General features: G+C 50.5%; 40 protein-coding genes. 34 read left to right on the forward strand and 6 right to left on the reverse strand.

Features of this window, described 5'->3' with window-relative positions:
- The first annotated feature begins 34 nt into the window (after window positions 1-34).
- From tuf to bfr, 3 genes are all read left to right on the forward strand, one after another.
- Window positions 35-1,219, forward strand: a complete 1,185-nt coding sequence (tuf, locus tag ACUY4S_RS02295) for an elongation factor Tu (RefSeq protein ID WP_312689577.1) — start codon at window positions 35-37, stop codon at window positions 1,217-1,219.
- A gap of 178 nt (window positions 1,220-1,397) precedes the next feature.
- Complete coding sequence (gene bfd / locus ACUY4S_RS02300) at window positions 1,398-1,592, forward strand: bacterioferritin-associated ferredoxin (RefSeq protein ID WP_061706976.1); 195 nt, start codon at window positions 1,398-1,400, stop codon at window positions 1,590-1,592.
- A 72-nt stretch (window positions 1,593-1,664) separates the two neighbouring features.
- Window positions 1,665-2,141: a bacterioferritin gene (bfr, locus tag ACUY4S_RS02305; RefSeq protein WP_312689572.1), complete on the forward strand. Its 477-nt coding sequence runs from the start codon at window positions 1,665-1,667 to the stop codon at window positions 2,139-2,141.
- Here the strand turns inward: bfr and ACUY4S_RS02310 are convergent.
- Entirely contained in the window at window positions 2,138-2,596 is a 459-nt protein-coding gene (locus ACUY4S_RS02310) for a prepilin peptidase (protein ID WP_312689570.1), read from the reverse strand. The genes bfr and ACUY4S_RS02310 overlap by 4 nt on opposite strands.
- 380 nt (window positions 2,597-2,976) lie before the next feature.
- On the opposite strand from ACUY4S_RS02310, the gene rpsJ reads away from it, so the two are divergent.
- From rpsJ to ACUY4S_RS02465, 31 genes are all read left to right on the forward strand, one after another.
- Entirely contained in the window at window positions 2,977-3,288 is a 312-nt protein-coding gene (rpsJ, locus tag ACUY4S_RS02315) for a 30S ribosomal protein S10 (protein ID WP_001181005.1), read from the forward strand.
- Window positions 3,289-3,320: 32 nt separating this feature from the next.
- Window positions 3,321-3,950: a 50S ribosomal protein L3 gene (gene rplC / locus ACUY4S_RS02320; protein WP_017460069.1), complete on the forward strand. Its 630-nt coding sequence runs from the start codon at window positions 3,321-3,323 to the stop codon at window positions 3,948-3,950.
- 10 nt (window positions 3,951-3,960) lie between these two features.
- Window positions 3,961-4,566: a 50S ribosomal protein L4 gene (rplD, locus tag ACUY4S_RS02325; RefSeq protein ID WP_007369811.1), complete on the forward strand. Its 606-nt coding sequence runs from the start codon at window positions 3,961-3,963 to the stop codon at window positions 4,564-4,566.
- The gene (rplW, locus tag ACUY4S_RS02330) at window positions 4,563-4,865 is read left to right on the forward strand and encodes a 50S ribosomal protein L23 (RefSeq protein ID WP_000617546.1); all 303 of its coding nucleotides are present in this window, start codon (window positions 4,563-4,565) and stop codon (window positions 4,863-4,865) included. The genes rplD and rplW overlap by 4 nt, the downstream gene beginning before the upstream one ends.
- A 17-nt stretch (window positions 4,866-4,882) precedes the next feature.
- Window positions 4,883-5,704 carry a 50S ribosomal protein L2 gene (rplB, locus tag ACUY4S_RS02335; protein ID WP_002919786.1) on the forward strand — a complete coding sequence of 274 codons (822 nt, stop codon included), beginning with the start codon at window positions 4,883-4,885 and terminating at the stop codon, window positions 5,702-5,704.
- Window positions 5,705-5,720: 16 nt separating this feature from the next.
- The gene (gene rpsS / locus ACUY4S_RS02340) at window positions 5,721-5,999 is read left to right on the forward strand and encodes a 30S ribosomal protein S19 (protein WP_001138115.1); all 279 of its coding nucleotides are present in this window, start codon (window positions 5,721-5,723) and stop codon (window positions 5,997-5,999) included.
- Window positions 6,000-6,013: 14 nt separating this feature from the next.
- Window positions 6,014-6,346, forward strand: coding sequence for a 50S ribosomal protein L22 (gene rplV / locus ACUY4S_RS02345; protein ID WP_007369813.1), 333 nt, complete (start codon window positions 6,014-6,016; stop codon window positions 6,344-6,346).
- Window positions 6,347-6,363: 17 nt separating this feature from the next.
- On the forward strand, window positions 6,364-7,065 hold the full coding sequence (gene rpsC / locus ACUY4S_RS02350) for a 30S ribosomal protein S3 (protein ID WP_004846598.1): 702 nt from the start codon (window positions 6,364-6,366) through the stop codon (window positions 7,063-7,065).
- Window positions 7,066-7,077: 12 nt separating this feature from the next.
- On the forward strand, window positions 7,078-7,488 hold the full coding sequence (gene rplP, locus ACUY4S_RS02355) for a 50S ribosomal protein L16 (protein ID WP_007369814.1): 411 nt from the start codon (window positions 7,078-7,080) through the stop codon (window positions 7,486-7,488).
- Window positions 7,488-7,679 carry a 50S ribosomal protein L29 gene (gene rpmC / locus ACUY4S_RS02360; protein ID WP_004388609.1) on the forward strand — a complete coding sequence of 64 codons (192 nt, stop codon included), beginning with the start codon at window positions 7,488-7,490 and terminating at the stop codon, window positions 7,677-7,679. Before rplP ends, rpmC begins: the two co-directional genes overlap by 1 nt.
- Entirely contained in the window at window positions 7,679-7,933 is a 255-nt protein-coding gene (rpsQ, locus tag ACUY4S_RS02365; protein ID WP_003031120.1) for a 30S ribosomal protein S17, read from the forward strand. Before rpmC ends, rpsQ begins: the two co-directional genes overlap by 1 nt.
- A gap of 165 nt (window positions 7,934-8,098) precedes the next feature.
- Window positions 8,099-8,470: a 50S ribosomal protein L14 gene (gene rplN, locus ACUY4S_RS02370; RefSeq protein WP_004388611.1), complete on the forward strand. Its 372-nt coding sequence runs from the start codon at window positions 8,099-8,101 to the stop codon at window positions 8,468-8,470.
- Between the two features lie 10 nt (window positions 8,471-8,480).
- Entirely contained in the window at window positions 8,481-8,795 is a 315-nt protein-coding gene (gene rplX, locus ACUY4S_RS02375; protein ID WP_007369816.1) for a 50S ribosomal protein L24, read from the forward strand.
- A 14-nt stretch (window positions 8,796-8,809) separates the two neighbouring features.
- Window positions 8,810-9,349, forward strand: coding sequence for a 50S ribosomal protein L5 (gene rplE, locus ACUY4S_RS02380; protein WP_001096200.1), 540 nt, complete (start codon window positions 8,810-8,812; stop codon window positions 9,347-9,349).
- 14 nt (window positions 9,350-9,363) lie between these two features.
- Window positions 9,364-9,669 (forward strand): 30S ribosomal protein S14, encoded by a 306-nt coding sequence (gene rpsN, locus ACUY4S_RS02385; RefSeq protein WP_007369817.1) that lies wholly within the window; start codon window positions 9,364-9,366, stop codon window positions 9,667-9,669.
- A 33-nt stretch (window positions 9,670-9,702) separates the two neighbouring features.
- Window positions 9,703-10,095, forward strand: a complete 393-nt coding sequence (gene rpsH, locus ACUY4S_RS02390; RefSeq protein ID WP_017460071.1) for a 30S ribosomal protein S8 — start codon at window positions 9,703-9,705, stop codon at window positions 10,093-10,095.
- Window positions 10,096-10,107: 12 nt separating this feature from the next.
- Window positions 10,108-10,641, forward strand: coding sequence for a 50S ribosomal protein L6 (gene rplF, locus ACUY4S_RS02395; RefSeq protein ID WP_312689545.1), 534 nt, complete (start codon window positions 10,108-10,110; stop codon window positions 10,639-10,641).
- A 9-nt stretch (window positions 10,642-10,650) separates the two neighbouring features.
- Window positions 10,651-11,004, forward strand: a complete 354-nt coding sequence (gene rplR / locus ACUY4S_RS02400; protein WP_007369820.1) for a 50S ribosomal protein L18 — start codon at window positions 10,651-10,653, stop codon at window positions 11,002-11,004.
- Window positions 11,005-11,018: 14 nt separating this feature from the next.
- On the forward strand, window positions 11,019-11,519 hold the full coding sequence (gene rpsE, locus ACUY4S_RS02405; protein ID WP_007369821.1) for a 30S ribosomal protein S5: 501 nt from the start codon (window positions 11,019-11,021) through the stop codon (window positions 11,517-11,519).
- Window positions 11,520-11,525: 6 nt separating this feature from the next.
- Window positions 11,526-11,705, forward strand: coding sequence for a 50S ribosomal protein L30 (gene rpmD, locus ACUY4S_RS02410; RefSeq protein WP_001140434.1), 180 nt, complete (start codon window positions 11,526-11,528; stop codon window positions 11,703-11,705).
- Window positions 11,706-11,708: 3 nt separating this feature from the next.
- Window positions 11,709-12,143 (forward strand): 50S ribosomal protein L15, encoded by a 435-nt coding sequence (gene rplO / locus ACUY4S_RS02415; RefSeq protein WP_007369822.1) that lies wholly within the window; start codon window positions 11,709-11,711, stop codon window positions 12,141-12,143.
- 8 nt (window positions 12,144-12,151) lie between these two features.
- Window positions 12,152-13,483 carry a preprotein translocase subunit SecY gene (gene secY / locus ACUY4S_RS02420; RefSeq protein ID WP_007369823.1) on the forward strand — a complete coding sequence of 444 codons (1,332 nt, stop codon included), beginning with the start codon at window positions 12,152-12,154 and terminating at the stop codon, window positions 13,481-13,483.
- Window positions 13,484-13,513: 30 nt separating this feature from the next.
- On the forward strand, window positions 13,514-13,630 hold the full coding sequence (gene rpmJ, locus ACUY4S_RS02425; RefSeq protein WP_000868187.1) for a 50S ribosomal protein L36: 117 nt from the start codon (window positions 13,514-13,516) through the stop codon (window positions 13,628-13,630).
- A 146-nt stretch (window positions 13,631-13,776) separates the two neighbouring features.
- On the forward strand, window positions 13,777-14,133 hold the full coding sequence (gene rpsM / locus ACUY4S_RS02430; RefSeq protein ID WP_023479435.1) for a 30S ribosomal protein S13: 357 nt from the start codon (window positions 13,777-13,779) through the stop codon (window positions 14,131-14,133).
- Between the two features lie 16 nt (window positions 14,134-14,149).
- Window positions 14,150-14,539 (forward strand): 30S ribosomal protein S11, encoded by a 390-nt coding sequence (gene rpsK, locus ACUY4S_RS02435; RefSeq protein WP_002919257.1) that lies wholly within the window; start codon window positions 14,150-14,152, stop codon window positions 14,537-14,539.
- Between the two features lie 34 nt (window positions 14,540-14,573).
- Entirely contained in the window at window positions 14,574-15,194 is a 621-nt protein-coding gene (gene rpsD, locus ACUY4S_RS02440; RefSeq protein WP_003031138.1) for a 30S ribosomal protein S4, read from the forward strand.
- 25 nt (window positions 15,195-15,219) lie between these two features.
- The gene (locus ACUY4S_RS02445) at window positions 15,220-16,209 is read left to right on the forward strand and encodes a DNA-directed RNA polymerase subunit alpha (protein WP_034461761.1); all 990 of its coding nucleotides are present in this window, start codon (window positions 15,220-15,222) and stop codon (window positions 16,207-16,209) included.
- A gap of 40 nt (window positions 16,210-16,249) precedes the next feature.
- Window positions 16,250-16,636, forward strand: a complete 387-nt coding sequence (gene rplQ / locus ACUY4S_RS02450) for a 50S ribosomal protein L17 (protein WP_002919206.1) — start codon at window positions 16,250-16,252, stop codon at window positions 16,634-16,636.
- 106 nt (window positions 16,637-16,742) lie between these two features.
- The gene (locus tag ACUY4S_RS02455; protein ID WP_312689535.1) at window positions 16,743-17,111 is read left to right on the forward strand and encodes a DnaJ family domain-containing protein; all 369 of its coding nucleotides are present in this window, start codon (window positions 16,743-16,745) and stop codon (window positions 17,109-17,111) included.
- Window positions 17,112-17,113: 2 nt separating this feature from the next.
- Window positions 17,114-17,545: a Zn(2+)-responsive transcriptional regulator gene (gene zntR, locus ACUY4S_RS02460; RefSeq protein ID WP_458023555.1), complete on the forward strand. Its 432-nt coding sequence runs from the start codon at window positions 17,114-17,116 to the stop codon at window positions 17,543-17,545.
- A gap of 57 nt (window positions 17,546-17,602) precedes the next feature.
- Window positions 17,603-17,815 carry an alternative ribosome-rescue factor A gene (locus ACUY4S_RS02465; protein WP_312689531.1) on the forward strand — a complete coding sequence of 71 codons (213 nt, stop codon included), beginning with the start codon at window positions 17,603-17,605 and terminating at the stop codon, window positions 17,813-17,815.
- Here ACUY4S_RS02465 and mscL read toward each other — a convergent pair.
- The 5 genes from mscL to def all read right to left on the reverse strand — a co-directional run bounded on the left by mscL (window position 17,812) and on the right by def (window position 22,583).
- Window positions 17,812-18,225 (reverse strand): large-conductance mechanosensitive channel protein MscL, encoded by a 414-nt coding sequence (gene mscL, locus ACUY4S_RS02470; protein ID WP_458023554.1) that lies wholly within the window; start codon window positions 18,223-18,225, stop codon window positions 17,812-17,814. The genes ACUY4S_RS02465 and mscL overlap by 4 nt on opposite strands.
- Window positions 18,226-18,367: 142 nt before the next feature.
- The gene (trkA, locus tag ACUY4S_RS02475; protein ID WP_312689529.1) at window positions 18,368-19,744 is read right to left on the reverse strand and encodes a Trk system potassium transporter TrkA; all 1,377 of its coding nucleotides are present in this window, start codon (window positions 19,742-19,744) and stop codon (window positions 18,368-18,370) included.
- Window positions 19,745-19,766: 22 nt separating this feature from the next.
- Entirely contained in the window at window positions 19,767-21,056 is a 1,290-nt protein-coding gene (gene rsmB / locus ACUY4S_RS02480; protein ID WP_458023553.1) for a 16S rRNA (cytosine(967)-C(5))-methyltransferase RsmB, read from the reverse strand.
- A 48-nt stretch (window positions 21,057-21,104) separates the two neighbouring features.
- A complete protein-coding gene (gene fmt, locus ACUY4S_RS02485) occupies window positions 21,105-22,052 on the reverse strand; it encodes a methionyl-tRNA formyltransferase (RefSeq protein ID WP_312689527.1) in 948 nt (315 codons plus the stop codon).
- 21 nt (window positions 22,053-22,073) lie between these two features.
- Window positions 22,074-22,583 (reverse strand): peptide deformylase, encoded by a 510-nt coding sequence (def, locus tag ACUY4S_RS02490; RefSeq protein ID WP_312689525.1) that lies wholly within the window; start codon window positions 22,581-22,583, stop codon window positions 22,074-22,076.
- Between the last annotated feature and the right edge of the window lie 89 nt (window positions 22,584-22,672).

The raw sequence follows: 22,672 nt of genomic DNA on the forward strand, positions 1-22,672 counted from the left end.
AGAAGGGGAGAGCACTATAGTAAGGAATAAAGCCGTGTCTAAAGAAAAATTTGAACGTACAAAACCGCACGTCAACGTCGGCACAATCGGCCACGTTGACCATGGTAAAACTACTCTGACCGCTGCAATCACTACCGTTCTGGCTAAAACCTACGGTGGTTCTGCTCGCGCATTCGACCAGATCGATAACGCGCCGGAAGAAAAAGCGCGTGGTATCACCATCAACACTTCTCACGTTGAGTATGACACCCCGACTCGCCACTACGCACACGTAGACTGCCCGGGCCACGCCGACTATGTTAAAAACATGATCACCGGTGCTGCTCAGATGGATGGCGCGATCCTGGTTGTTGCTGCGACTGACGGCCCGATGCCGCAGACCCGTGAGCACATCCTGCTGGGTCGTCAGGTAGGCGTTCCGTACATCATCGTGTTCCTGAACAAATGTGACATGGTTGATGACGAAGAGCTGCTGGAACTGGTAGAGATGGAAGTTCGTGAACTGCTGTCTCAGTACGATTTCCCGGGCGACGATACCCCGATCGTTCGTGGTTCTGCTCTGAAAGCGCTGGAAGGCGACGCAGAGTGGGAAGCGAAAATCATCGAACTGGCTGGCCACCTGGATTCTTACATCCCGGAACCAGAGCGTGCGATTGACAAGCCGTTCCTGCTGCCGATTGAAGACGTATTCTCCATCTCCGGTCGTGGTACCGTTGTTACCGGTCGTGTAGAGCGCGGTATCATCAAAGTGGGTGAAGAAGTTGAAATCGTGGGTATCAAAGACACCGCGAAATCCACCTGTACTGGCGTAGAAATGTTCCGCAAACTGCTGGACGAAGGCCGTGCTGGTGAGAACGTTGGTGTTCTGCTGCGTGGTATCAAACGTGAAGAAATCGAACGTGGTCAGGTACTGGCTAAGCCGGGTTCCATCAAGCCGCACACCAAATTCGAATCTGAAGTTTATATCCTGTCCAAAGACGAAGGCGGCCGTCATACTCCGTTCTTCAAAGGCTACCGTCCGCAGTTCTACTTCCGTACAACTGACGTGACTGGCACCATCGAACTGCCGGAAGGCGTAGAGATGGTAATGCCGGGCGACAACATCAAAATGGTTGTTACCCTGATTCACCCGATTGCGATGGACGATGGTCTGCGTTTCGCAATCCGTGAAGGCGGCCGTACCGTTGGCGCGGGCGTTGTTGCTAAAGTTCTGAGCTAATTATTTAGCTTTGAATTAAAAAGGGCGCTACGGCGCCCTTTTTGCTGCCTGAGAATCATCGGCAGAAATAATTGTTCGCGATTTTGTGCGCCCTTACATCACAGCTTTACAGTCTGTGCTATTGTAATCATAACCATTCTCATTTACACTTTTGCGCATAAATTGAACGGGAGTGATCATGTACGTTTGTTTGTGTAATGGTGTAAGTGATAAAAAAATTCGCCAGGCTGTACGCCAGTTTCACCCTCAATCCTTTCAACAGCTTCGCAAGTTTGTTCCGGTCGGAAATCAGTGTGGAAAATGCATTCGTGCCGCACGTGAAATCATGCAGGACGAGTTAACCCAGATCCCGGAATATAAAGAGATTGCCTGAGGCGTTATCTTTTTTTTGACATCCCTGTAGCCCCATCTACGCTTCAATGAGTGGAAGCGGAGGGACTACATAATGAAAGGTGATGTTAAAATCATAAATTATCTCAATAAATTATTGGGAAATGAGCTTGTCGCAATAAACCAGTACTTTCTCCATGCGAGAATGTTCAAAAACTGGGGCCTGACGCGCCTCAACGATGTCGAATACCATGAATCCATTGATGAGATGAAACACGCCGATCGTTATATCGAGCGTATTCTATTTCTGGAAGGGATCCCCAATCTGCAGGATTTAGGCAAACTCGGCATTGGTGAAGATGTTGAAGAGATGCTGCAATCCGATCTCAGGCTGGAGCTGGAAGGGGCTAAGGATCTGCGTGAAGCCATTGCCTATGCGGACAGTGTCCACGACTACGTTAGCCGCGACATGATGATCAATATTCTCGCTGAAGAAGAGCATCACATCGACTGGCTGGAAACGGAACTTGATCTGATCAGCAAAATCGGACTACAGAACTATCTGCAGTCGCAAATCAAAGTGGAAGATTAAGTCTGCAACAAAGTATGAATTCCTACCAGTAAGCCCGCTGCCGCCAGACATGGTCCAAAAGGCAGCGGGTTTTTTATTGTCTGCAAACTGCGTAAGACAATCCCCCGGAGCAGTACCAGTCCGCAGGCTAGCGTGGCGGCAATACACACCAGTGCGGGTAAACTTTCCCAGCCATGCCAGGCGCCCAGCGCGGAAAGATATTTAACATCACCATATCCAAGCCCTTCATAGCCATAAAGCCAACGAAAACCCCAATAAATAGCAGCAAAACTGACGTAACCAGCAATAGCACCCAGCACGGCCTCGGGGAGTAACATTGTACGTGAGGTACAGTGCCAGAGGAGACCCAGCCATAAAAGCGGACAGGTTAACCGGTCCGGCAACAAACCACAGCGAATATCCCATCTGACAAGAAGCAGGTTTAGCCACAAATAAACTGAGACAAAGAACAGCATAACGATTACGCCTGATTAGGTTTACGAATCTTGAGAGGGCAGGGTGCCAGATAGGGAACACAGTGCTAAATGCGCTTTTTATCAAAATGGATATTACCGCGAGCGTTTTTTTGCGGGACGATTACAGTTGCATTCGCTTTGCGAACCAGCCCGCAGGTTGTTTAATTTCTAAACTGGACTTGCGCCAGACGCATATTTGCGTATAATGCGCGGGCCTGTCGTAAATGACGGGTGGTTCAATCTGAACCATAGCGGTGCTTTTCGCCGCTAACAATGCCCCCGATTGGGGGGCTACGTAAGAACGATTACACTCCCCCATCAATCGTAATGGGTGTGAGGAGTAATTATTTTCGTCTATAAATAATTGGAGCTCTGGTCTCATGCAGAACCAAAGAATCCGTATCCGCTTGAAAGCGTTTGATCATCGTCTGATCGATCAATCAACCGCCGAAATCGTCGAGACTGCTAAGCGCACTGGTGCGCAAGTACGTGGTCCGATCCCGCTGCCGACCCGCAAAGAGCGCTTTACCGTTCTGATCTCCCCGCACGTCAACAAAGACGCGCGTGATCAGTACGAAATCCGCACTCACAAGCGTCTGGTTGACATCGTTGAGCCAACCGAGAAAACCGTTGATGCTCTGATGCGTCTGGATCTGGCTGCCGGTGTAGACGTGCAGATCAGCCTGGGTTGATCAGGTCATCGAGCGATTGAGAGGTTGAAACAATGATTGGTTTAGTCGGTAAAAAAGTGGGCATGACCCGCATCTTCACTGAAGATGGCGTATCTATCCCAGTAACCGTTATCGAAGTTGAAGCAAACCGCGTTACTCAGGTTAAAGATCTGGCTAACGATGGCTACCGTGCTATCCAGGTTACCACCGGTGCTAAAAAAGCTAACCGCGTAACCAAGCCGGAAGCGGGTCACTTCGCTAAAGCTGGCGTTGAAGCTGGCCGTGGTCTGTGGGAATTCCGTCTGGCTGACGGCGAAGAATTCACCGTGGGTCAGGACATTAGCGTTGAGCTGTTTGCTGAAGTTAAAAAAGTTGACGTAACTGGCACCTCTAAAGGTAAAGGTTTCGCAGGTACCGTTAAGCGCTGGAACTTCCGTACCCAGGACGCTACTCACGGTAACTCCCTGTCTCACCGCGTTCCGGGTTCTATCGGTCAGAACCAGACTCCGGGCAAAGTGTTCAAGGGCAAGAAAATGGCAGGTCAGCTGGGTAATGAGCGCGTAACCGTTCAGAGCCTGGACGTAGTACGTGTTGACGCTGAGCGCAACCTGCTGCTGGTTAAAGGTGCTGTCCCGGGTGCAACCGGTAGCGACCTGATCGTTAAACCAGCTGTGAAGGCGTGAGGAGATAGCAATGGAATTAGTATTGAAAGACGCGCAGAGCGCGCTGACTGTTTCCGAAACTACCTTCGGTCGTGACTTTAACGAAGCGCTGGTACACCAGGTTGTTGTAGCTTATGCAGCTGGTGCTCGTCAGGGTACTCGTGCTCAGAAGACCCGTGCTGAAGTAACTGGTTCCGGTAAAAAACCGTGGCGCCAGAAAGGCACTGGCCGCGCTCGTTCTGGTTCTATCAAGAGCCCGATCTGGCGTTCTGGTGGCGTGACCTTCGCTGCGCGTCCGCAGGACCACAGTCAAAAAGTTAACAAAAAGATGTACCGCGGCGCGCTGAAAAGCATCCTGTCCGAACTGGTACGTCAGGATCGTCTGATCGTTGTCGAGCAGTTCTCTGTAGAAGCACCGAAAACCAAGCTGCTGGCTCAGAAACTGAAAGACATGGCTCTGGAAGATGTGCTGATCATCACCGGTGAGCTGGACGAGAACCTGTTCCTGGCCGCGCGCAACCTGCACAAGGTTGACGTTCGCGACGCGACTGGTATCGACCCGGTTAGCCTGATCGCCTTCGACAAAGTCGTAATGACTGCTGATGCTGTTAAGCAAGTTGAGGAGATGCTGGCATGATTCGTGAAGAACGTCTGCTGAAGGTGCTGCGCGCACCGCACGTTTCTGAAAAAGCGTCTACTGCGATGGAAAAAACAAACACCATCGTTCTCAAAGTTGCTAAAGACGCGACCAAAGCAGAAATCAAAGCTGCTGTGCAGAAACTGTTTGAAGTCGAAGTCGAAGTCGTTAACACCCTGGTAGTTAAAGGGAAAGTTAAACGTCACGGACAGCGTATCGGTCGTCGTAGCGACTGGAAAAAAGCTTACGTCACCCTGAAAGAAGGCCAGAATCTGGACTTCGTTGGCGGCGCTGAGTAAGTCGGAGGAGTAATACAATGGCAGTTGTTAAATGTAAACCGACATCTCCGGGTCGTCGCCACGTAGTTAAAGTGGTTAACCCTGAGCTGCACAAGGGCAAACCGTTTGCTCCGTTGCTGGAAAAAAACAGCAAATCCGGTGGTCGTAACAACAATGGCCGTATCACCACTCGTCATATCGGTGGTGGCCACAAGCAGGCTTACCGTATTGTTGACTTCAAACGCAACAAAGATGGTATCCCGGCAGTTGTTGAACGTCTTGAGTACGATCCGAACCGTTCCGCGAACATCGCGCTGGTTCTGTACAAAGACGGCGAGCGCCGTTACATCCTGGCCCCGAAAGGCCTGAAAGCTGGCGACCAGATTCAGTCTGGCGTTGATGCTGCAATCAAAGCAGGCAACACCCTGCCGATGCGCAATATCCCGGTTGGTTCTACCGTTCATAACGTAGAAATGAAACCAGGTAAAGGCGGTCAGCTGGCGCGTTCCGCTGGTACTTACGTTCAGATCGTTGCGCGCGATGGTGCTTATGTCACCCTGCGTCTGCGTTCTGGTGAAATGCGTAAAGTCGAAGCAGATTGCCGCGCTACTCTGGGCGAAGTTGGCAATGCTGAGCATATGCTGCGCGTTCTGGGTAAAGCAGGTGCTGCACGCTGGCGTGGTGTTCGTCCGACCGTTCGCGGTACCGCGATGAACCCAGTCGATCACCCACATGGTGGTGGTGAAGGTCGTAACTTTGGTAAGCACCCGGTATCCCCGTGGGGCCTGCAAACCAAAGGTAAGAAGACCCGCAGCAACAAGCGTACTGATAAATTCATCGTACGTCGCCGTAGCAAATAATATTAGAGGATAAGCCATGCCACGTTCTCTCAAGAAAGGTCCTTTTATTGACCTGCACTTGCTGAAGAAGGTAGAGAAAGCGGTGGAAAGCGGAGACAAGAAGCCCCTGCGCACTTGGTCCCGTCGTTCAACGATCTTTCCTAACATGATCGGTTTGACCATCGCTGTCCATAATGGTCGTCAGCACGTTCCGGTATTTGTTTCCGACGAAATGGTCGGCCACAAACTGGGTGAATTCGCACCGACTCGTACTTATCGCGGCCACGCTGCTGATAAAAAAGCGAAGAAGAAATAAGGTAGGAGGAAGAGATGGAAACTTTAGCTCAACATCGCCATGCTCGTTCTTCTGCTCAGAAGGTTCGCCTTGTTGCTGACCTGATTCGCGGTAAGAAAGTGTCGCAGGCCCTGGATATTCTGACCTACACCAATAAGAAAGCGGCTGTACTGGTCAAGAAGGTTCTGGAATCTGCCATTGCTAACGCTGAACACAACGATGGCGCTGACATTGACGATCTGAAAGTTGCGAAAATTTTCGTAGACGAAGGCCCGAGCATGAAGCGCGTTATGCCGCGTGCGAAAGGTCGTGCAGATCGCATCCTGAAGCGCACCAGCCACATTACTGTGGTTGTGTCCGATCGCTGAGACTCTGGAGACTAGCAATGGGTCAGAAAGTACATCCTAATGGTATTCGCCTGGGTATTGTAAAACCATGGAATTCAACCTGGTTTGCGAACACCAAAGAATTCGCTGACAACCTGGACAGCGACTTTAAAGTACGTCAGTTCCTGACTAAAGAACTGGCTAAAGCGTCTGTATCTCGTATCGTTATCGAGCGTCCGGCTAAGAGCATCCGTGTGACCATTCACACCGCTCGTCCGGGTATCGTTATCGGTAAAAAAGGTGAAGACGTTGAAAAACTGCGCAAGGTCGTAGCGGATATCGCTGGCGTTCCTGCTCAGATCAATATCGCCGAAGTTCGTAAACCTGAACTGGACGCAAAATTGGTTGCTGACAGCATCACTTCTCAGCTGGAACGTCGTGTTATGTTCCGTCGTGCTATGAAGCGTGCTGTACAGAACGCAATGCGTCTGGGCGCTAAAGGTATCAAAGTTGAAGTTAGCGGCCGTCTGGGCGGCGCTGAGATCGCACGTACCGAATGGTATCGTGAAGGTCGCGTTCCGCTGCACACTCTGCGCGCTGACATCGACTACAACACCTCCGAAGCGCACACCACTTATGGTGTAATCGGCGTAAAAGTGTGGATCTTCAAAGGTGAGATCCTTGGTGGTATGGCTGCAGTTGAACAACCGGAAAAACCGGCTGCTCAACCTAAAAAGCAGCAGCGTAAAGGCCGTAAATAAGGAGCGTCGCTGATGTTACAACCAAAGCGTACAAAATTCCGTAAAGTGCACAAAGGCCGCAACCGTGGTCTCGCGCAGGGCACGGATGTGAGCTTCGGCACTTACGGTCTGAAAGCTGTTGGCCGTGGTCGTCTGACCGCTCGTCAGATCGAAGCAGCACGTCGTGCTATGACTCGTGCTGTTAAGCGTCAGGGTAAGATCTGGATCCGTGTATTCCCGGACAAACCGATCACCGAGAAGCCGCTGGAAGTTCGTATGGGTAAAGGTAAAGGTAACGTGGAGTATTGGGTTGCCTTGATTCAGCCGGGTAAAGTCCTGTACGAAATGGACGGTGTTCCGGAAGAGCTGGCCCGTGAAGCCTTCGAGCTGGCAGCAGCAAAACTGCCGATTAAAACCACCTTTGTAACTAAGACGGTGATGTAATGAAAGCAAAAGAGCTGCGTGAAAAGAGCGTTGAAGAGCTGAACACCGAGCTGCTTAACCTGCTGCGCGAGCAGTTCAACCTGCGTATGCAGGCTGCAAGTGGCCAGCTGCAACAGACTCACCTGTTGAAGCAAGTGCGTCGTGATGTCGCACGCGTTAAGACTTTACTGACTGAGAAGGCGGGTGCGTAATGACCGATAAAATCCGTACTCTGCAAGGTCGTGTTGTTAGCGACAAAATGGAGAAATCCATTGTTGTAGCTATCGAACGTTTCGTGAAACACCCGATCTACGGTAAATTCATCAAACGTACGACCAAACTGCACGTACATGACGAGAACAACGAATGCGGTACCGGTGACGTGGTTGAAATCCGCGAATGCCGTCCGCTGTCCAAGACTAAGTCCTGGACGCTGGTTCGCGTTGTAGAGAAAGCGGTTCTGTAATACAGTACGCGTTCTCTAACGAATAAACGGCTCAGCGATGAGCCGTTTATTTTTTCTACCCATATCCGAGAACCGGTGTTATAATGCCGCGCCCTCAATATGGGGCTTTTTATCGACCCTGATTCTGGGGTCTTCAGTAGTAGTTGACATTAGCGGAGCACTGAAATGATCCAAGAACAGACTATGCTGAACGTCGCCGACAACTCCGGTGCACGTCGCGTAATGTGTATCAAGGTTCTGGGTGGCTCGCACCGTCGCTACGCAGGCGTAGGCGACATCATCAAGATCACCATCAAGGAAGCAATTCCGCGTGGTAAGGTCAAAAAAGGTGATGTGCTGAAGGCGGTAGTGGTGCGCACCAAGAAGGGTGTTCGTCGCCCTGACGGTTCTGTCGTTCGCTTCGATGGCAATGCTTGTGTTCTTCTGAACAACAACAGCGAGCAGCCAATCGGTACGCGTATTTTTGGGCCGGTTACTCGTGAACTTCGTTCTGAGAAGTTTATGAAAATCATCTCTCTGGCACCAGAAGTACTCTAAGGAGCGAATCATGGCAGCTAAAATCCGTCGTGATGACGAAGTTATCGTGTTAACCGGTAAAGATAAAGGTAAGCGCGGTAAAGTAAAAAATGTCCTGTCTTCCGGCAAGATCATTGTTGAAGGTATTAACCTGGTTAAGAAACATCAGAAGCCGGTTCCGGCCCTGAACCAACCAGGCGGCATCGTTGAAAAAGAAGCTGCAATTCAGGTTTCTAACGTTGCAATCTTCAATGCGGCAACCGGCAAGGCCGACCGTGTAGGCTTTAGATTCGAAGACGGCAAAAAAGTCCGTTTCTTCAAGTCTAACAGCGAAACTATCAAGTAATTTGGAGTAGTACGATGGCGAAACTGCATGATTACTACAAAGACGAAGTAGTTAAGAAACTCATGACTGAGTTTAACTACAATTCTGTCATGCAAGTCCCTCGGGTCGAGAAGATCACCCTGAATATGGGTGTTGGTGAAGCGATCGCTGACAAGAAACTGCTGGATAACGCAGCAGCTGACCTGGCAGCAATCTCCGGTCAAAAACCGTTGATCACCAAAGCGCGCAAATCTGTTGCGGGCTTCAAAATCCGTCAGGGCTATCCGATCGGCTGTAAAGTGACTCTGCGTGGCGAACGCATGTGGGAGTTCTTTGAGCGCCTGATCACTATTGCTGTACCGCGTATCCGTGACTTCCGTGGCTTGTCCGCTAAGTCTTTCGACGGTCGTGGTAACTACAGCATGGGTGTCCGTGAGCAGATCATCTTCCCAGAAATCGACTACGATAAAGTCGACCGCGTGCGTGGTTTGGATATTACCATTACCACTACTGCGAAATCTGACGAAGAAGGCCGTGCTCTGCTGGCTGCCTTTGACTTCCCGTTCCGCAAGTAAGGTAGGGTTACTTCATGGCTAAGCAATCTATGAAAGCACGCGAAGTTAAACGCGTAGCTTTAGCTGAAAAATACTTCGCGAAACGCGCTGAACTGAAAGCGATCATTTCTGATGTGAACGCTTCCGACGAAGATCGTTGGAACGCTGTTCTCAAGCTGCAGAGTCTGCCGCGTGATTCCAGCCCGTCTCGTCAGCGTAACCGCTGCCGCCAAACTGGTCGTCCGCATGGTTTCCTGCGGAAGTTCGGGTTGAGCCGTATCAAGGTCCGTGAATCCGCTATGCGCGGTGAAATCCCGGGTCTGAAAAAGGCTAGCTGGTAATTGTCACCAATTGAATCACGGGAGTAAAGACAGATGAGCATGCAAGATCCGATCGCGGATATGCTGACCCGTATCCGTAACGGTCAGGCCGCGAACAAAGCTGCGGTCACCATGCCTTCCTCCAGGCTGAAAGTGGCAATTGCCAACGTGCTGAAGGAAGAAGGTTTTATTGAAGATTTCAAAATCGAAGGCGACACCAAGCCGGAACTGGAAGTGACTCTTAAGTACTTCCAGGGCAAAGCTGTGGTAGAAAGCATTCAGCGTATCAGCCGCCCTGGTCTGCGCATCTATAAGAAAAAAGATGAGCTGCCGAAAGTTATGGGTGGTATGGGTATCGCAGTTGTTTCTACCTCTAAAGGTGTTATGACTGATCGTGCAGCGCGCCAGGCTGGTCTTGGTGGCGAAATTATCTGCTACGTAGCCTAATCGGAGGAAAAAATGTCTCGTGTTGCTAAAGCACCGGTCGTTATTCCTGCCGGCGTTGACGTAAAAATCAACGGTCAGGTTATCACGATCAAAGGTAAAAACGGCGAGCTGACTCGTACCCTCAACGATGCTGTTGAAGTTAACCATGCAGATAATGCTCTGACCTTCGGTCCGCGTGATGGTTACGTGGATGGTTGGGCTCAGGCTGGTACCGCGCGTGCCCTGCTGAACTCAATGGTTATCGGTGTTACCGAAGGCTTCACCAAGAAGCTGCAGCTGGTTGGTGTAGGTTATCGTGCAGCGGTTAAAGGGAATGTTGTAAACCTGGCTCTGGGTTTCTCTCATCCTGTTGACCATCAGCTGCCGGCGGGTATCACTGCTGAATGTCCGACTCAAACTGAAATCGTGCTGAAAGGCGCTGATAAACAGGTGATCGGCCAGGTTGCAGCTGATCTGCGCGCCTACCGTCGTCCTGAGCCTTATAAAGGCAAGGGTGTTCGTTACGCCGACGAAGTCGTGCGTACCAAAGAGGCTAAGAAGAAGTAAGGTAACACTATGGATAAGAAATCTGCTCGTATCCGTCGTGCGACCCGCGCACGCCGCAAGCTCAAAGAGCTTGGTGCGACCCGCCTGGTGGTACATCGTACCCCGCGTCATATTTACGCCCAGGTAATCGCATCGAATGGTTCTGAAGTTCTGGTAGCTGCTTCTACTGTAGAAAAAGCTATCGCTGAACAACTGAAGTATACCGGTAACAAAGACGCGGCCGCAGCTGTGGGTAAAGCTGTCGCTGAACGCGCTCTGGAAAAAGGCATTAAAGATGTGTCCTTTGACCGTTCCGGGTTCCAATATCATGGTCGCGTCCAGGCACTGGCAGATGCTGCCCGTGAAGCTGGCCTTCAGTTCTAAGGTAGAGGTGTAAGATGGCTCACATCGAAAAACAAGCTGGCGAACTGCAGGAAAAGCTGATCGCGGTAAACCGCGTATCGAAAACCGTTAAAGGTGGTCGTATTTTCTCCTTCACAGCTCTGACTGTTGTTGGCGATGGTAACGGTCGCGTTGGTTTTGGTTACGGTAAAGCCCGCGAAGTTCCGGCAGCGATCCAGAAAGCGATGGAAAAAGCCCGTCGCAATATGATTAACGTCGCGCTGAACCACGGCACCCTGCAGCACCCGGTTAAGGGTACTCACACGGGTTCTCGTGTATTCATGCAGCCGGCTTCCGAAGGTACCGGTATTATTGCCGGTGGTGCAATGCGCGCCGTTCTGGAAGTCGCTGGGGTTCATAACGTTCTGGCTAAAGCATATGGTTCCACCAACCCGATTAACGTGGTTCGTGCAACTATTGATGGCCTGGAAAATATGAAGTCCCCAGAAATGGTCGCTGCCAAGCGTGGTAAATCCGTTGAAGAAATTCTGGGGTAATTGACCATGGCAAAGACTATTAAAATCACTCAAACCCGCAGTGCAATCGGTCGTCTGCCGAAACACAAGGCAACGCTGCTTGGCCTGGGTCTGCGTCGTATTGGTCATACTGTTGAACGTGAGGATACTCCTGCGGTTCGTGGTATGGTCAACGCGGTTTCCTTCATGGTTAAAGTTGAGGAGTAAGAGATGCGTTTAAATACTCTGTCTCCGGCCGAAGGCTCTAAAAAGGCGGGTAAACGCCTGGGTCGTGGTATCGGTTCTGGCCTCGGTAAAACCGGTGGTCGTGGTCACAAAGGTCAGAAATCTCGTTCTGGCGGTGGCGTACGTCGCGGTTTCGAGGGCGGCCAGATGCCTCTGTATCGTCGTCTGCCGAAGTTCGGTTTCACTTCTCGCAAAGCAATGATCACGGCAGAGATTCGTCTGTCCGATCTGGCTAAAGTAGAAGGCGACGTAGTAGACCTGAACACGCTGAAAGCGGCTAACATTATCGGCATCCAGATCGAGTTCGCGAAAGTGATCCTGGCTGGTGAAGTAGCTCGTCCGGTAACTGTTCGTGGCCTGCGTGTGACGAAAGGCGCTCGTGCTGCTATCGAAGCTGCTGGCGGTAAAATTGAGGAATAAGTAGCAGAATGGCTAAACAACCGGGATTAGATTTTCAAAGTGCCAAGGGTGGAATTGGCGAACTGAAACGCAGACTGCTGTTTGTAATCGGTGCGTTAATTGTTTTCCGTATTGGCTCTTTTATTCCGATCCCTGGTATTGATGCCGCTGTACTTGCCAAACTGCTTGAGCAACAGCGTGGCACTATCATTGAAATGTTTAACATGTTCTCTGGTGGTGCCCTCAGCCGTGCTTCTATCTTTGCACTGGGTATTATGCCGTATATTTCGGCATCGATTATTATCCAACTGCTGACGGTCGTTCATCCGGCCCTGGCGGAGCTGAAGAAAGAAGGGGAGTCTGGTCGTCGTAAGATCAGCCAGTACACCCGTTACGGTACTCTGGTGTTGGCTATATTCCAGTCGATCGGTATTGCTACTGGTCTGCCGAATATGCCTGGTATGCAGGGCCTGGTAATGAATCCAGGCTTTGCATTCTACTTCACCGCTGTTGTGAGTCTGGTCACAGGGACAATGTTCCTGATGTGGCTCGGCGAACAGATTACTGAGCGTGGTATCGGTAACGGTATTTCGATCATTATCTTCGCCGGCATCGTGGCGGGTCTTCCGCCAGCCATTGCCCATACTATTGAGCAAGCGCGTCAAGGCGACCTGCACTTCCTCCTGTTGCTGTTGGTTGCAGTATTAGTATTTGCAGTGACGTTCTTTGTTGTATTCGTTGAGCGTGGCCAACGCCGCATTGTGGTAAACTACGCGAAACGTCAGCAAGGCCGTCGTGTCTATGCTGCTCAGAGCACACATTTACCGCTGAAAGTGAATATGGCGGGGGTAATCCCGGCAATCTTCGCTTCCAGTATTATTCTGTTCCCGGCGACCATCGCGTCATGGTTCGGGGGCGGGACTGGTTGGAACTGGCTGACAACAATTTCGCTGTATTTGCAGCCTGGGCAACCGCTTTATGTGTTACTCTATGCGTCTGCAATCATCTTCTTCTGTTTCTTCTACACGGCGTTGGTTTTCAACCCGCGTGAAACAGCAGATAACCTGAAGAAGTCCGGTGCATTTGTACCAGGAATTCGTCCGGGAGAGCAAACGGCGAAGTATATCGATAAAGTAATGACCCGCCTGACTCTGGTCGGTGCGCTCTACATTACTTTTATCTGCCTGATCCCGGAGTTCATGCGTGATGCGATGAAAGTACCGTTCTACTTTGGTGGGACGTCACTGCTTATCGTTGTCGTCGTGATTATGGACTTTATGGCTCAAGTGCAAACTCTGATGATGTCCAGTCAGTATGAGTCTGCATTGAAGAAGGCGAACCTGAAAGGCTACGGCCGTTAATGGTCGCCCGAGAAGTTACGGAGAGTAAAAATGAAAGTTCGTGCTTCCGTCAAGAAATTATGCCGTAACTGCAAAATCGTTAAACGTGATGGCGTCATCCGTGTGATTTGCAGTGCCGAGCCGAAACATAAACAGCGCCAAGGCTGATTATTTCGCATATTTTTCTTGCAAAGTTGGGTTGAGCTGGCTAGATTAGCCAGCCAATCTTTTGTATGTCTGTACGTTTCCATTTGAGTATCCTGAAAACGGGCTTTTCAGCATGGTGCGTGCAAGTAAAATTATAGGAGTGCATAGTGGCCCGTATAGCAGGCATTAACATTCCTGATCAAAAACATGCTGTGATCGCATTAACTTCGATCTACGGTGTTGGTAAAACCCGTTCACAGGCCATTCTGGCTGCTGCGGGTATCGCCGAAAATGTTAAGATCAGTGAGCTGTCTGAAGAACAAATCGACACGCTGCGTGACGAAGTTGCCAAATTTGTCGTTGAAGGTGATCTGCGCCGTGAAGTTAGCATGAGCATCAAGCGCCTGATGGATCTTGGTTGCTATCGCGGTTTGCGTCATCGTCGTGGTCTCCCGGTTCGCGGTCAGCGTACCAAGACCAACGCACGTACCCGTAAGGGTCCGCGCAAACCGATCAAGAAATAATCGGGGTGATTGAATAATGGCAAAGGCACCAATTCGTGCACGTAAACGTGTAAGAAAACAAGTCTCTGACGGCGTGGCTCATATCCATGCTTCTTTCAACAACACCATCGTTACTATTACTGATCGTCAGGGTAACGCGCTGGGTTGGGCAACAGCCGGTGGTTCCGGTTTCCGTGGTTCTCGCAAATCCACTCCGTTCGCAGCTCAGGTTGCGGCAGAGCGTTGCGCTGAAGCCGTAAAAGAATACGGCATCAAGAATCTGGAAGTTATGGTTAAGGGACCGGGTCCGGGTCGCGAATCTACTATTCGTGCACTGAACGCCGCTGGTTTCCGCATCACTAATATTACTGATGTGACTCCGATCCCTCACAACGGTTGTCGTCCGCCGAAAAAACGTCGCGTATAACGCGCTCGTTTTCTAGGATTGTTGGAGAAAGAAAATGGCAAGATATTTGGGTCCTAAGCTCAAGCTGAGCCGTCGTGAGGGCACAGACCTGTTCCTTAAGTCTGGCGTTCGCGCGATCGATACCAAGTGTAAAATTGAACAAGCTCCTGGCCAGCACGGTGCGCGTAAACCGCGTCTGTCTGACTATGGTGTGCAGTTGCGTGAAAAGCAAAAAGTTCGCCGTATCTACGGTGTGCTGGAGCGTCAGTTCCGTAACTACTATAAAGAAGCAGCACGTCTGAAAGGCAACACCGGTGAAAACCTGTTGGGTCTGCTGGAAGGTCGTCTGGACAACGTTGTATACCGTATGGGCTTCGGCGCCACTCGTGCAGAAGCACGTCAGCTGGTTAGTCATAAAGCAATCATGGTAAACGGTCGTGTTGTTAACATCGCTTCTTATCAGGTTAGTCCGAATGACGTGGTTAGCATTCGTGAGAAAGCGAAAAAGCAGTCTCGCGTGAAAGCCGCTCTGGAGCTGGCTGAGCAGCGTGAAAAGCCAACCTGGCTGGAAGTTGATGCTGGCAAGATGGAAGGTACGTTCAAGCGTAAGCCGGAGCGTTCTGATCTGTCTGCGGACATTAACGAACACCTGATCGTCGAGCTTTACTCCAAGTAAAGCTTAGTACCAAAGAGAGGACACAATGCAGGGTTCTGTGACAGAGTTTCTAAAACCGCGCCTGGTAGATATCGAGCAAGTGAGTTCGACGCACGCCAAGGTGACCCTTGAACCTTTAGAGCGTGGCTTTGGCCATACTCTTGGTAACGCACTGCGCCGTATTCTGCTCTCATCGATGCCGGGTTGCGCGGTGACAGAGGTTGAGATTGATGGTGTACTTCATGAGTACAGCACCAAAGAAGGCGTTCAGGAAGATATCCTTGAAATCCTGCTCAACCTGAAAGGGCTTGCGGTGAGAGTTCAGGGTAAAGATGATGTTATTCTTACTCTGAATAAATCTGGCATTGGCCCTGTGACCGCAGCCGATATCACCCACGACGGTGATGTCGAAATCGTCAAGCCGCAGCATGTGATCTGCCACCTGACCGATGAAAACGCATCTATTAGCATGCGTATCAAAGTTCAGCGCGGTCGTGGTTATGTGCCGGCGTCTGCCCGAATTCATTCGGAAGAAGATGAGCGCCCGATCGGCCGCCTGCTGGTCGATGCGTGCTACAGCCCTGTAGAGCGTATTGCCTACAATGTTGAAGCAGCACGTGTTGAACAGCGTACCGACCTGGACAAGCTGGTCATCGAAATGGAAACCAATGGCACAATCGATCCTGAAGAGGCGATTCGTCGTGCGGCAACCATTCTGGCTGAACAACTGGAAGCTTTCGTTGACTTACGTGATGTACGTCAGCCGGAAGTGAAAGAAGAGAAACCAGAATTCGATCCGATCCTGCTGCGCCCTGTTGACGATCTGGAATTGACTGTCCGCTCTGCTAACTGCCTCAAGGCAGAAGCTATCCACTATATCGGTGATCTGGTACAGCGTACCGAGGTTGAGTTGCTGAAAACGCCGAACCTGGGTAAAAAATCTCTTACTGAGATTAAAGACGTGCTGGCTTCGCGTGGTTTGTCTCTGGGCATGCGCCTGGAAAACTGGCCACCGGCAAGCATTGCTGACGAGTAACCGGATCACAGGTTAAGGTTTTACTGAGAAGGATAAGGTCATGCGCCATCGTAAGAGTGGTCGTCAACTGAACCGCAACAGCAGCCATCGCCAGGCCATGTTCCGTAACATGGCAGGTTCTTTGGTTCGTCATGAGATCATCAAGACGACTCTGCCGAAAGCCAAAGAGCTGCGTCGCGTAGTTGAGCCGCTGATTACTCTTGCCAAGACTGATAGCGTTGCTAATCGTCGTCTGGCATTCGCCCGTACTCGTGATAACGAGATCGTGGCAAAACTGTTTAACGAGCTGGGCCCGCGTTTCGCGAGCCGTGCCGGTGGTTACACTCGCATTCTGAAGTGTGGCTTCCGTGCTGGTGACAATGCTCCGATGGCTTACATCGAGCTGGTTGATCGCGCCGAGCCGAAAGCAGAAGCTGCTGCAGAGTAATCTGCAGTAACGTAAAGAAACCCGCCTCGGCGGGTTTTTTTATATCCCTCAAGCCTCCACTTTCCTACAATATCTCTGTCTTTTAGCTCTCCCCTGGAGGCCTTCAATGTGGTTGCTTGATCAGTGGGCAGAACGACACATTCTCGATGCCCAAAAAAAAGGTGAATTTGATAATCTTCCCGGGAGCGGCGAACCTGTCGTGCTGGATGATGACACGCATGTTCCTCCTGAGTTGCGAGCGGGTTATCGTTTGCTGAAGAACGCAGGCTGTCTTCCACCTGAACTCGAGTATCGCAAAGAAGCTATTGTGTTGACGGAGCTGCTTAATACGGTACATAACAATCACCCGCATCATCATGAATTACAACGGCGTCTCGCTCTTCTTGAACTCAAGTTAAAGCAGGCCGGGCTCAGCACTGATTTCCTGCGAGGCGATTATGCCGAAAAATTGCTGCACAAAGTGAACGAGGAGTAATCATGTATCGCATTGGTGAAATTGCTAAACTGGCTGACGTCACGCCGGACACCATCCGCTATTACGAAAAGCAGCAAATGATGGATCATGAGGTGCGTACCGAAGGGGGATTTCGACTCTATACGGATAGCGATCTACAACGGCTCAGGTTTATCCGCCATGCCAGGCAGTTGGGTTTTACGCTTGAATCGATTCGTGAATTGCTTTCGATCCGTATCGATCCCGAACATCATACCTGTCAGGAATCGAAGGGGATCGTGCAGGCCCGCCTGAGCGAGGTAGAGGCCCGAATCGAAGAGTTGCAGGTGATGCGCAGATCGCTGCAAAAACTGAATGATGCCTGCTGCGGTACAGCGCATAGCAGTGTCTACTGTTCCATTCTGGAAGCACTGGAATTGGGTGCCAGTGGTAGCCCAGGTTCTTCCACAAGTTGATCTTCTGTTCTGACAGTTCTACACTTCGTCGGTTTTAATACACAACCTGGAGAAATTATGAGTCGCTATCAGCACACTAAAGGGCAGATTAACGATAACGCGATTGAAGCCCTGTTACATGACCCGTTGTTCAGGCAGCGTGTTGAGAAAAACAAGAAGGGGAAAGGAAGTTATCTGCGGAAAAACAAGCATCACAAAAAAGGTTTTCAGGAGGCCAGTGGCAAGCAAGCGAATCGCTTATTTACCACTGGCCTTCTTATTTTTGCTTAATGGCGATTATTCTGCTCTTTCAGCAGATCGCGGATTTCACCCAGCAGAACTTCTTCTTTGCTCGGCGCGGGCGGCGCTTTCGGTTCTTCTGCTTGTTTACGTTTCAGTTTGTTGATCAGCTTGATCGCAATGAAAATAGCGAAGGCAACGATAACAAAGTCAAAAATGTTCTGAATAAACACACCATAATGCATGATAACTGCAGGGACATCACCTTGCGCATCCCGCAATGTCCATGCGAATGATTTGAAATCTATCCCGCCGATCAACAATCCCAGAGGCGGCATGATGATATCGGCAACCAGGGACGATACTATTTTGCCGAAAGCTGCACCGATGATCACACCGACCGCTAAATCTACAACATTTCCGCGCATCGCAAATTCGCGGAACTCTTTTAAAATACTCATATCTCTCTCCATGTGCAGGCTATCACGGTAAGTCTAACAAATTACCGATCAATTTCCATTTAGAGGGAATAATTAGCATGATTTATTATCCCCTTATGAATACGGGGATTAAATAAGGGGCACATATAAATGCCCCTGAAGATCACAAGAAGAAGGGACTGGGCTGGAACAGCCGTTCCACGTCAGTAATATATTTTTTATCGGTTAAAAACATAATTACATGGTCGCCCTGTTCAATACGCAGATTATCATTAGCGATCATGACATCATTTCCCCGCACAACAGCACCAATAATGGTACCTGGCGGCAGCTTAATATCATCGATAACCCGGCCAACGACACGTGAGGTCGTTTCGTCGCCATGTGCGACGGCTTCAATCGCCTCGGCAACACCGCGACGCAGTGAAGAAACACCAACAATATCGGCTTTACGAACGTGACTGAGCAATGCAGAAATGGTTGCCTGTTGAGGAGAAATGGCGATATCAATAACGCTTCCCTGCACCAGGTCGACGTAGGCACGCCGCTGGATAAGCACCATGACCTTTTTAGCCCCCATACGTTTGGCCAGCATTGCAGACATAATATTGGCTTCGTCATCGTTAGTGACGGCAATAAACAGATCTACCTGATCGATATGTTCTTCAGCCAGCAATTCCTGATCCGACGCATCGCCATAAAACACGATAGTATTTTGGAGCTTTTCTGCCAGTTCTGACGCACGCTGCTGATCGCGCTCGATCAATTTAACGCTGTAATCTTTTTCAAGCTGCCTGGCGAGACCTGCACCGATATTACCGCCGCCAACCAACATGATGCGCTTATAAGGTTTCTCCAGCCGCTGCAATTCACTCATAACCGCGCGAATATGCTGTGATGCCGCAATAAAAAATACTTCATCACCAGCTTCAACAATCGTTGAGCCTTGTGGACGAATCGGGCGATCGTGGCGGAATATTGCCGCGACGCGCGTATCAATATGCGGCATATGCTCGCGCATGGTCGATAACGCATTGCCAACAAGCGGGCCGCCATAATAGGCCTTCACTACCGCCAGGCTTACTTTGCCTTCTGCAAAGTTGACTACTTGCAACGCGCCTGGATATTCAATCAACCGATAAATGCTATCGATAACCAGTTGCTCGGGGGCAATCAAGTGATCAATGGGCACGGCTTCTGAATGAAAAAGTTTGTCTGCATCACGGACATAGTCCGGTGAACGAATACGGGCAATGCGATTCGGTGTGTTAAACAGAGAATAGGCCACCTGACAGGCGACCATATTTGTTTCGTCCGAACTGGTTACAGCAACCAGCATATCGGCATCATCGGCTCCCGCCTCGCGCAAAACTCGTGGATGCGAGCCATGTCCCTGAACAACGCGCAGATCAAACTTATCCTGCAGGCTGCGTAAGCGATCGCCATTAGTATCGACAACGGTAATATCGTTATTCTCACCGACCAGGTTTTCCGCCAGCGTTCCGCCAACTTGACCTGCACCCAGAATAATTATCTTCATCAGTTGTGACCCGTTGCTCTCATCACTGTTTGATTATCTTAGCGTAGAAGAAGCCGTCACCTTCTTCAGCACCTGGCAGATTTTGTTGACCAGGTTGATCCGCTGTGCCCGTCTGGCTAAGTTTCGCGTTTGGTGTGCGTTTGAGGAAAGCATCAATTTGCTGGCTGTTCTCTTCCGGAAGGATTGAACAGGTTGCATAGACCAGGGTTCCGCCTGATTTCAGATGTGGCCAGATGGCGTCCAGAATATCCGATTGTAACTTCGCGAGTTCCGGGATGTCCCGATCGCGGCGTAGCCATTTGATGTCCGGATGGCGGCGAATAACGCCAGTTGCGGAACACGGGGCATCCAGCAAAATACGATCGAATTTTTCATCACTGCACCATTGATCCGGGAAACGCCCGTCGCCCTGTTTTACCTCTGCCTTCATACCCAGGCGTTTGAGGTTGTCATAAACACGGGACAGACGCTGTTCATCCACATCAACTGCCAGAACGCTGGCATCTGGAGCAACTTCAAGGATATGTGTGGTCTTCCCGCCAGGTGCTGCGCAGAGATCGAGAATACGTTCGCCGTTTTGTGGGGCGAGAAGAGTAATGCATCCCTGTGCGGATGCATCCTGCACAGTCACCCAGCCTTCAGCAAAACCTGGTAATGCGGTAACAGGCGCAGCAGTTGCCAGACGGACAGCATCGGGATAATCGGGATGAGTGACGCCCTGTAATCCTGTCTCTTCCAGTAGCGCCAACCAGCCGTCACGCGTATGGTGCTGACGATTCACACGTAACCACATAGGTGGGCGTTGGTTACTGGCCTCAATAATTTGCTGCCATTGCTGTGGGTACGCCTTTTGTAGCCGTTTTAACAGCCAGGCTGGGAAAAGATACTGATTATCGCTACCAGTAAATTCTGCCAATAATTCTTCTTGCTGACGCTGAAACTGGCGCAATACGCCATTGATCAGGCCCTTTAATTGTGGGCGTTTAATGACAACCGCGCCTTCGACTGTTTCCGCCAGTGCGGCATGAGCAGGAATACGCGTGTGCAGGAGTTGATACAGGCCAACCATGATCAGGTAGTGCACTGTACGTTGTTTACCCGTCATCGGACGCGACATTAGCTTGTTGATTAGCCAGTCCAGTTGCGGTAAAACGCGCAGCACACCGAAGCACAACTCCTGCAGCAATGCTTTATCTTTGTCAGATACTTTCTGTTGTAACGGCGGCAAAATATTGCTGAGCGATTGCCCTTGCTCCATTACCTGTTCAATAGCCTGTGCGGCCATACTGCGTAAATTTAATTGTTTTTTCATAACCACATAAATAAAAACGCCCGGCAGAACCGGGCTATAAATTCAATATCAGGCCAGCACGTTGCCGGGCACAAACCACTCCCGCCGTGAATTCAGCAGGTCCTGTGCACTCATCGCTTTTTTACCTGACGGTTGCAATGATTCCAGGTTCAATACTCCGTCGCCTGTGGCGACCTGGATCCCGTCTTTGGAGGCGGCAATAATCGTGCCGGGAGACGCTGTTGCAGAAGAGGGGAGCACCGACGCTTTCCACACTTTTACCGGTTGCCCGTCAAGTTCCAGCCAGCTCATTGGCCATGGATTGAATGCCCGGATACAACGTTCAAGTTGCTCCGCACTCAAAGACCAGTTAATACGGGCCTCTTCTTTACTCAACTTCTCGGCATAAGTGGCCAGTGTTTCGTCCTGTACCTGCGGCGCAGCGTGCCCTTTGGCCAGTTGTCGCAATGTATCGAGCAGCCCCTGTGGACCAAGTTGTGCCAGTTTATCGTAAAGCATGGCGCTGGTATCTTCGGTCGTGATTGGGCAGGCAAGCTTATACAGCATATCGCCTGTATCTAATCCGACATCCATCTGCATGATGGTTACGCCCGTTTCTCTATCGCCAGCCCATAATGCCCGCTGAATAGGTGCTGCTCCGCGCCAGCGCGGAAGTAATGAACCATGAACGTTGATGCAGCCGAGGCGAGGCATTCCCAGCACCGCTTTAGGCAAGATCAATCCATAGGCGACGACGACCATAACATCGGCATTCAGATCAGCAATCAGTTGCTGGTTATCCTGCACGCGTAACGAGGCCGGCTGAAACACAGGCAGACCTTTTTCTTCAGCCAGCACTTTAACCGGGCTGGGCATCAGTTTTTTACCGCGCCCGGCAGGGCGGTCGGGCTGAGTGAATACGCCGACGATCTGATGCTCAGAAGACAACAACGCGTCAAGATGACGCGCTGCAAAGTCTGGCGTGCCGGCGAAGATAATGCGTAGCGATTCTGACACGTTTATCCCTTTATACCCGCATTACGCACGGGCGTTCATGCGATCCAGTTTTTCAACTTTCTGACGAATACGTTGGCGTTTCATTGGTGACAGGTAATCGATGAACAATTTACCTACCAGATGATCCATCTCATGCTGGATACAAATTGCCAGCAAGCCGTCAGCTTCCAGCTCAAAAGTCTTTCCTTCACGATCCAACGCGCGGATTTTTACTCTCTCTGCGCGCGGTACGAGTGCACGCTGTTCCGGAATAGACAGGCAACCTTCTTCGATACCAGTTTCACCGCTTTTTTCCAGCAGTTCCGGGTTGATCAGCACCAGTTGTTCATCGCGATTTTCTGAAACATCAATAACGATAATGCGCTGATGAATATCGACCTGCGTTGCCGCGAGGCCAATACCTTCTTCCGCGTACATGGTTTCAAACATATCATCAACGATACGCTGAATTTCCGCATTTACTTCTTTTACCGGCGTTGCGACTTTGCGAAGGCGCTCGTCCGGAATATGTAACACATGCAAAACTGCCATAAATATCCAGAGTCGTGTTCAGGAGTTGGAGAGAATATCTTCTCTATTCTAGACAAATCCCCCTCTGATTGACAGCATCAGTGACCAAT

The sequence above is a fragment of the Kosakonia beeri genome (assembly GCF_054165705.1).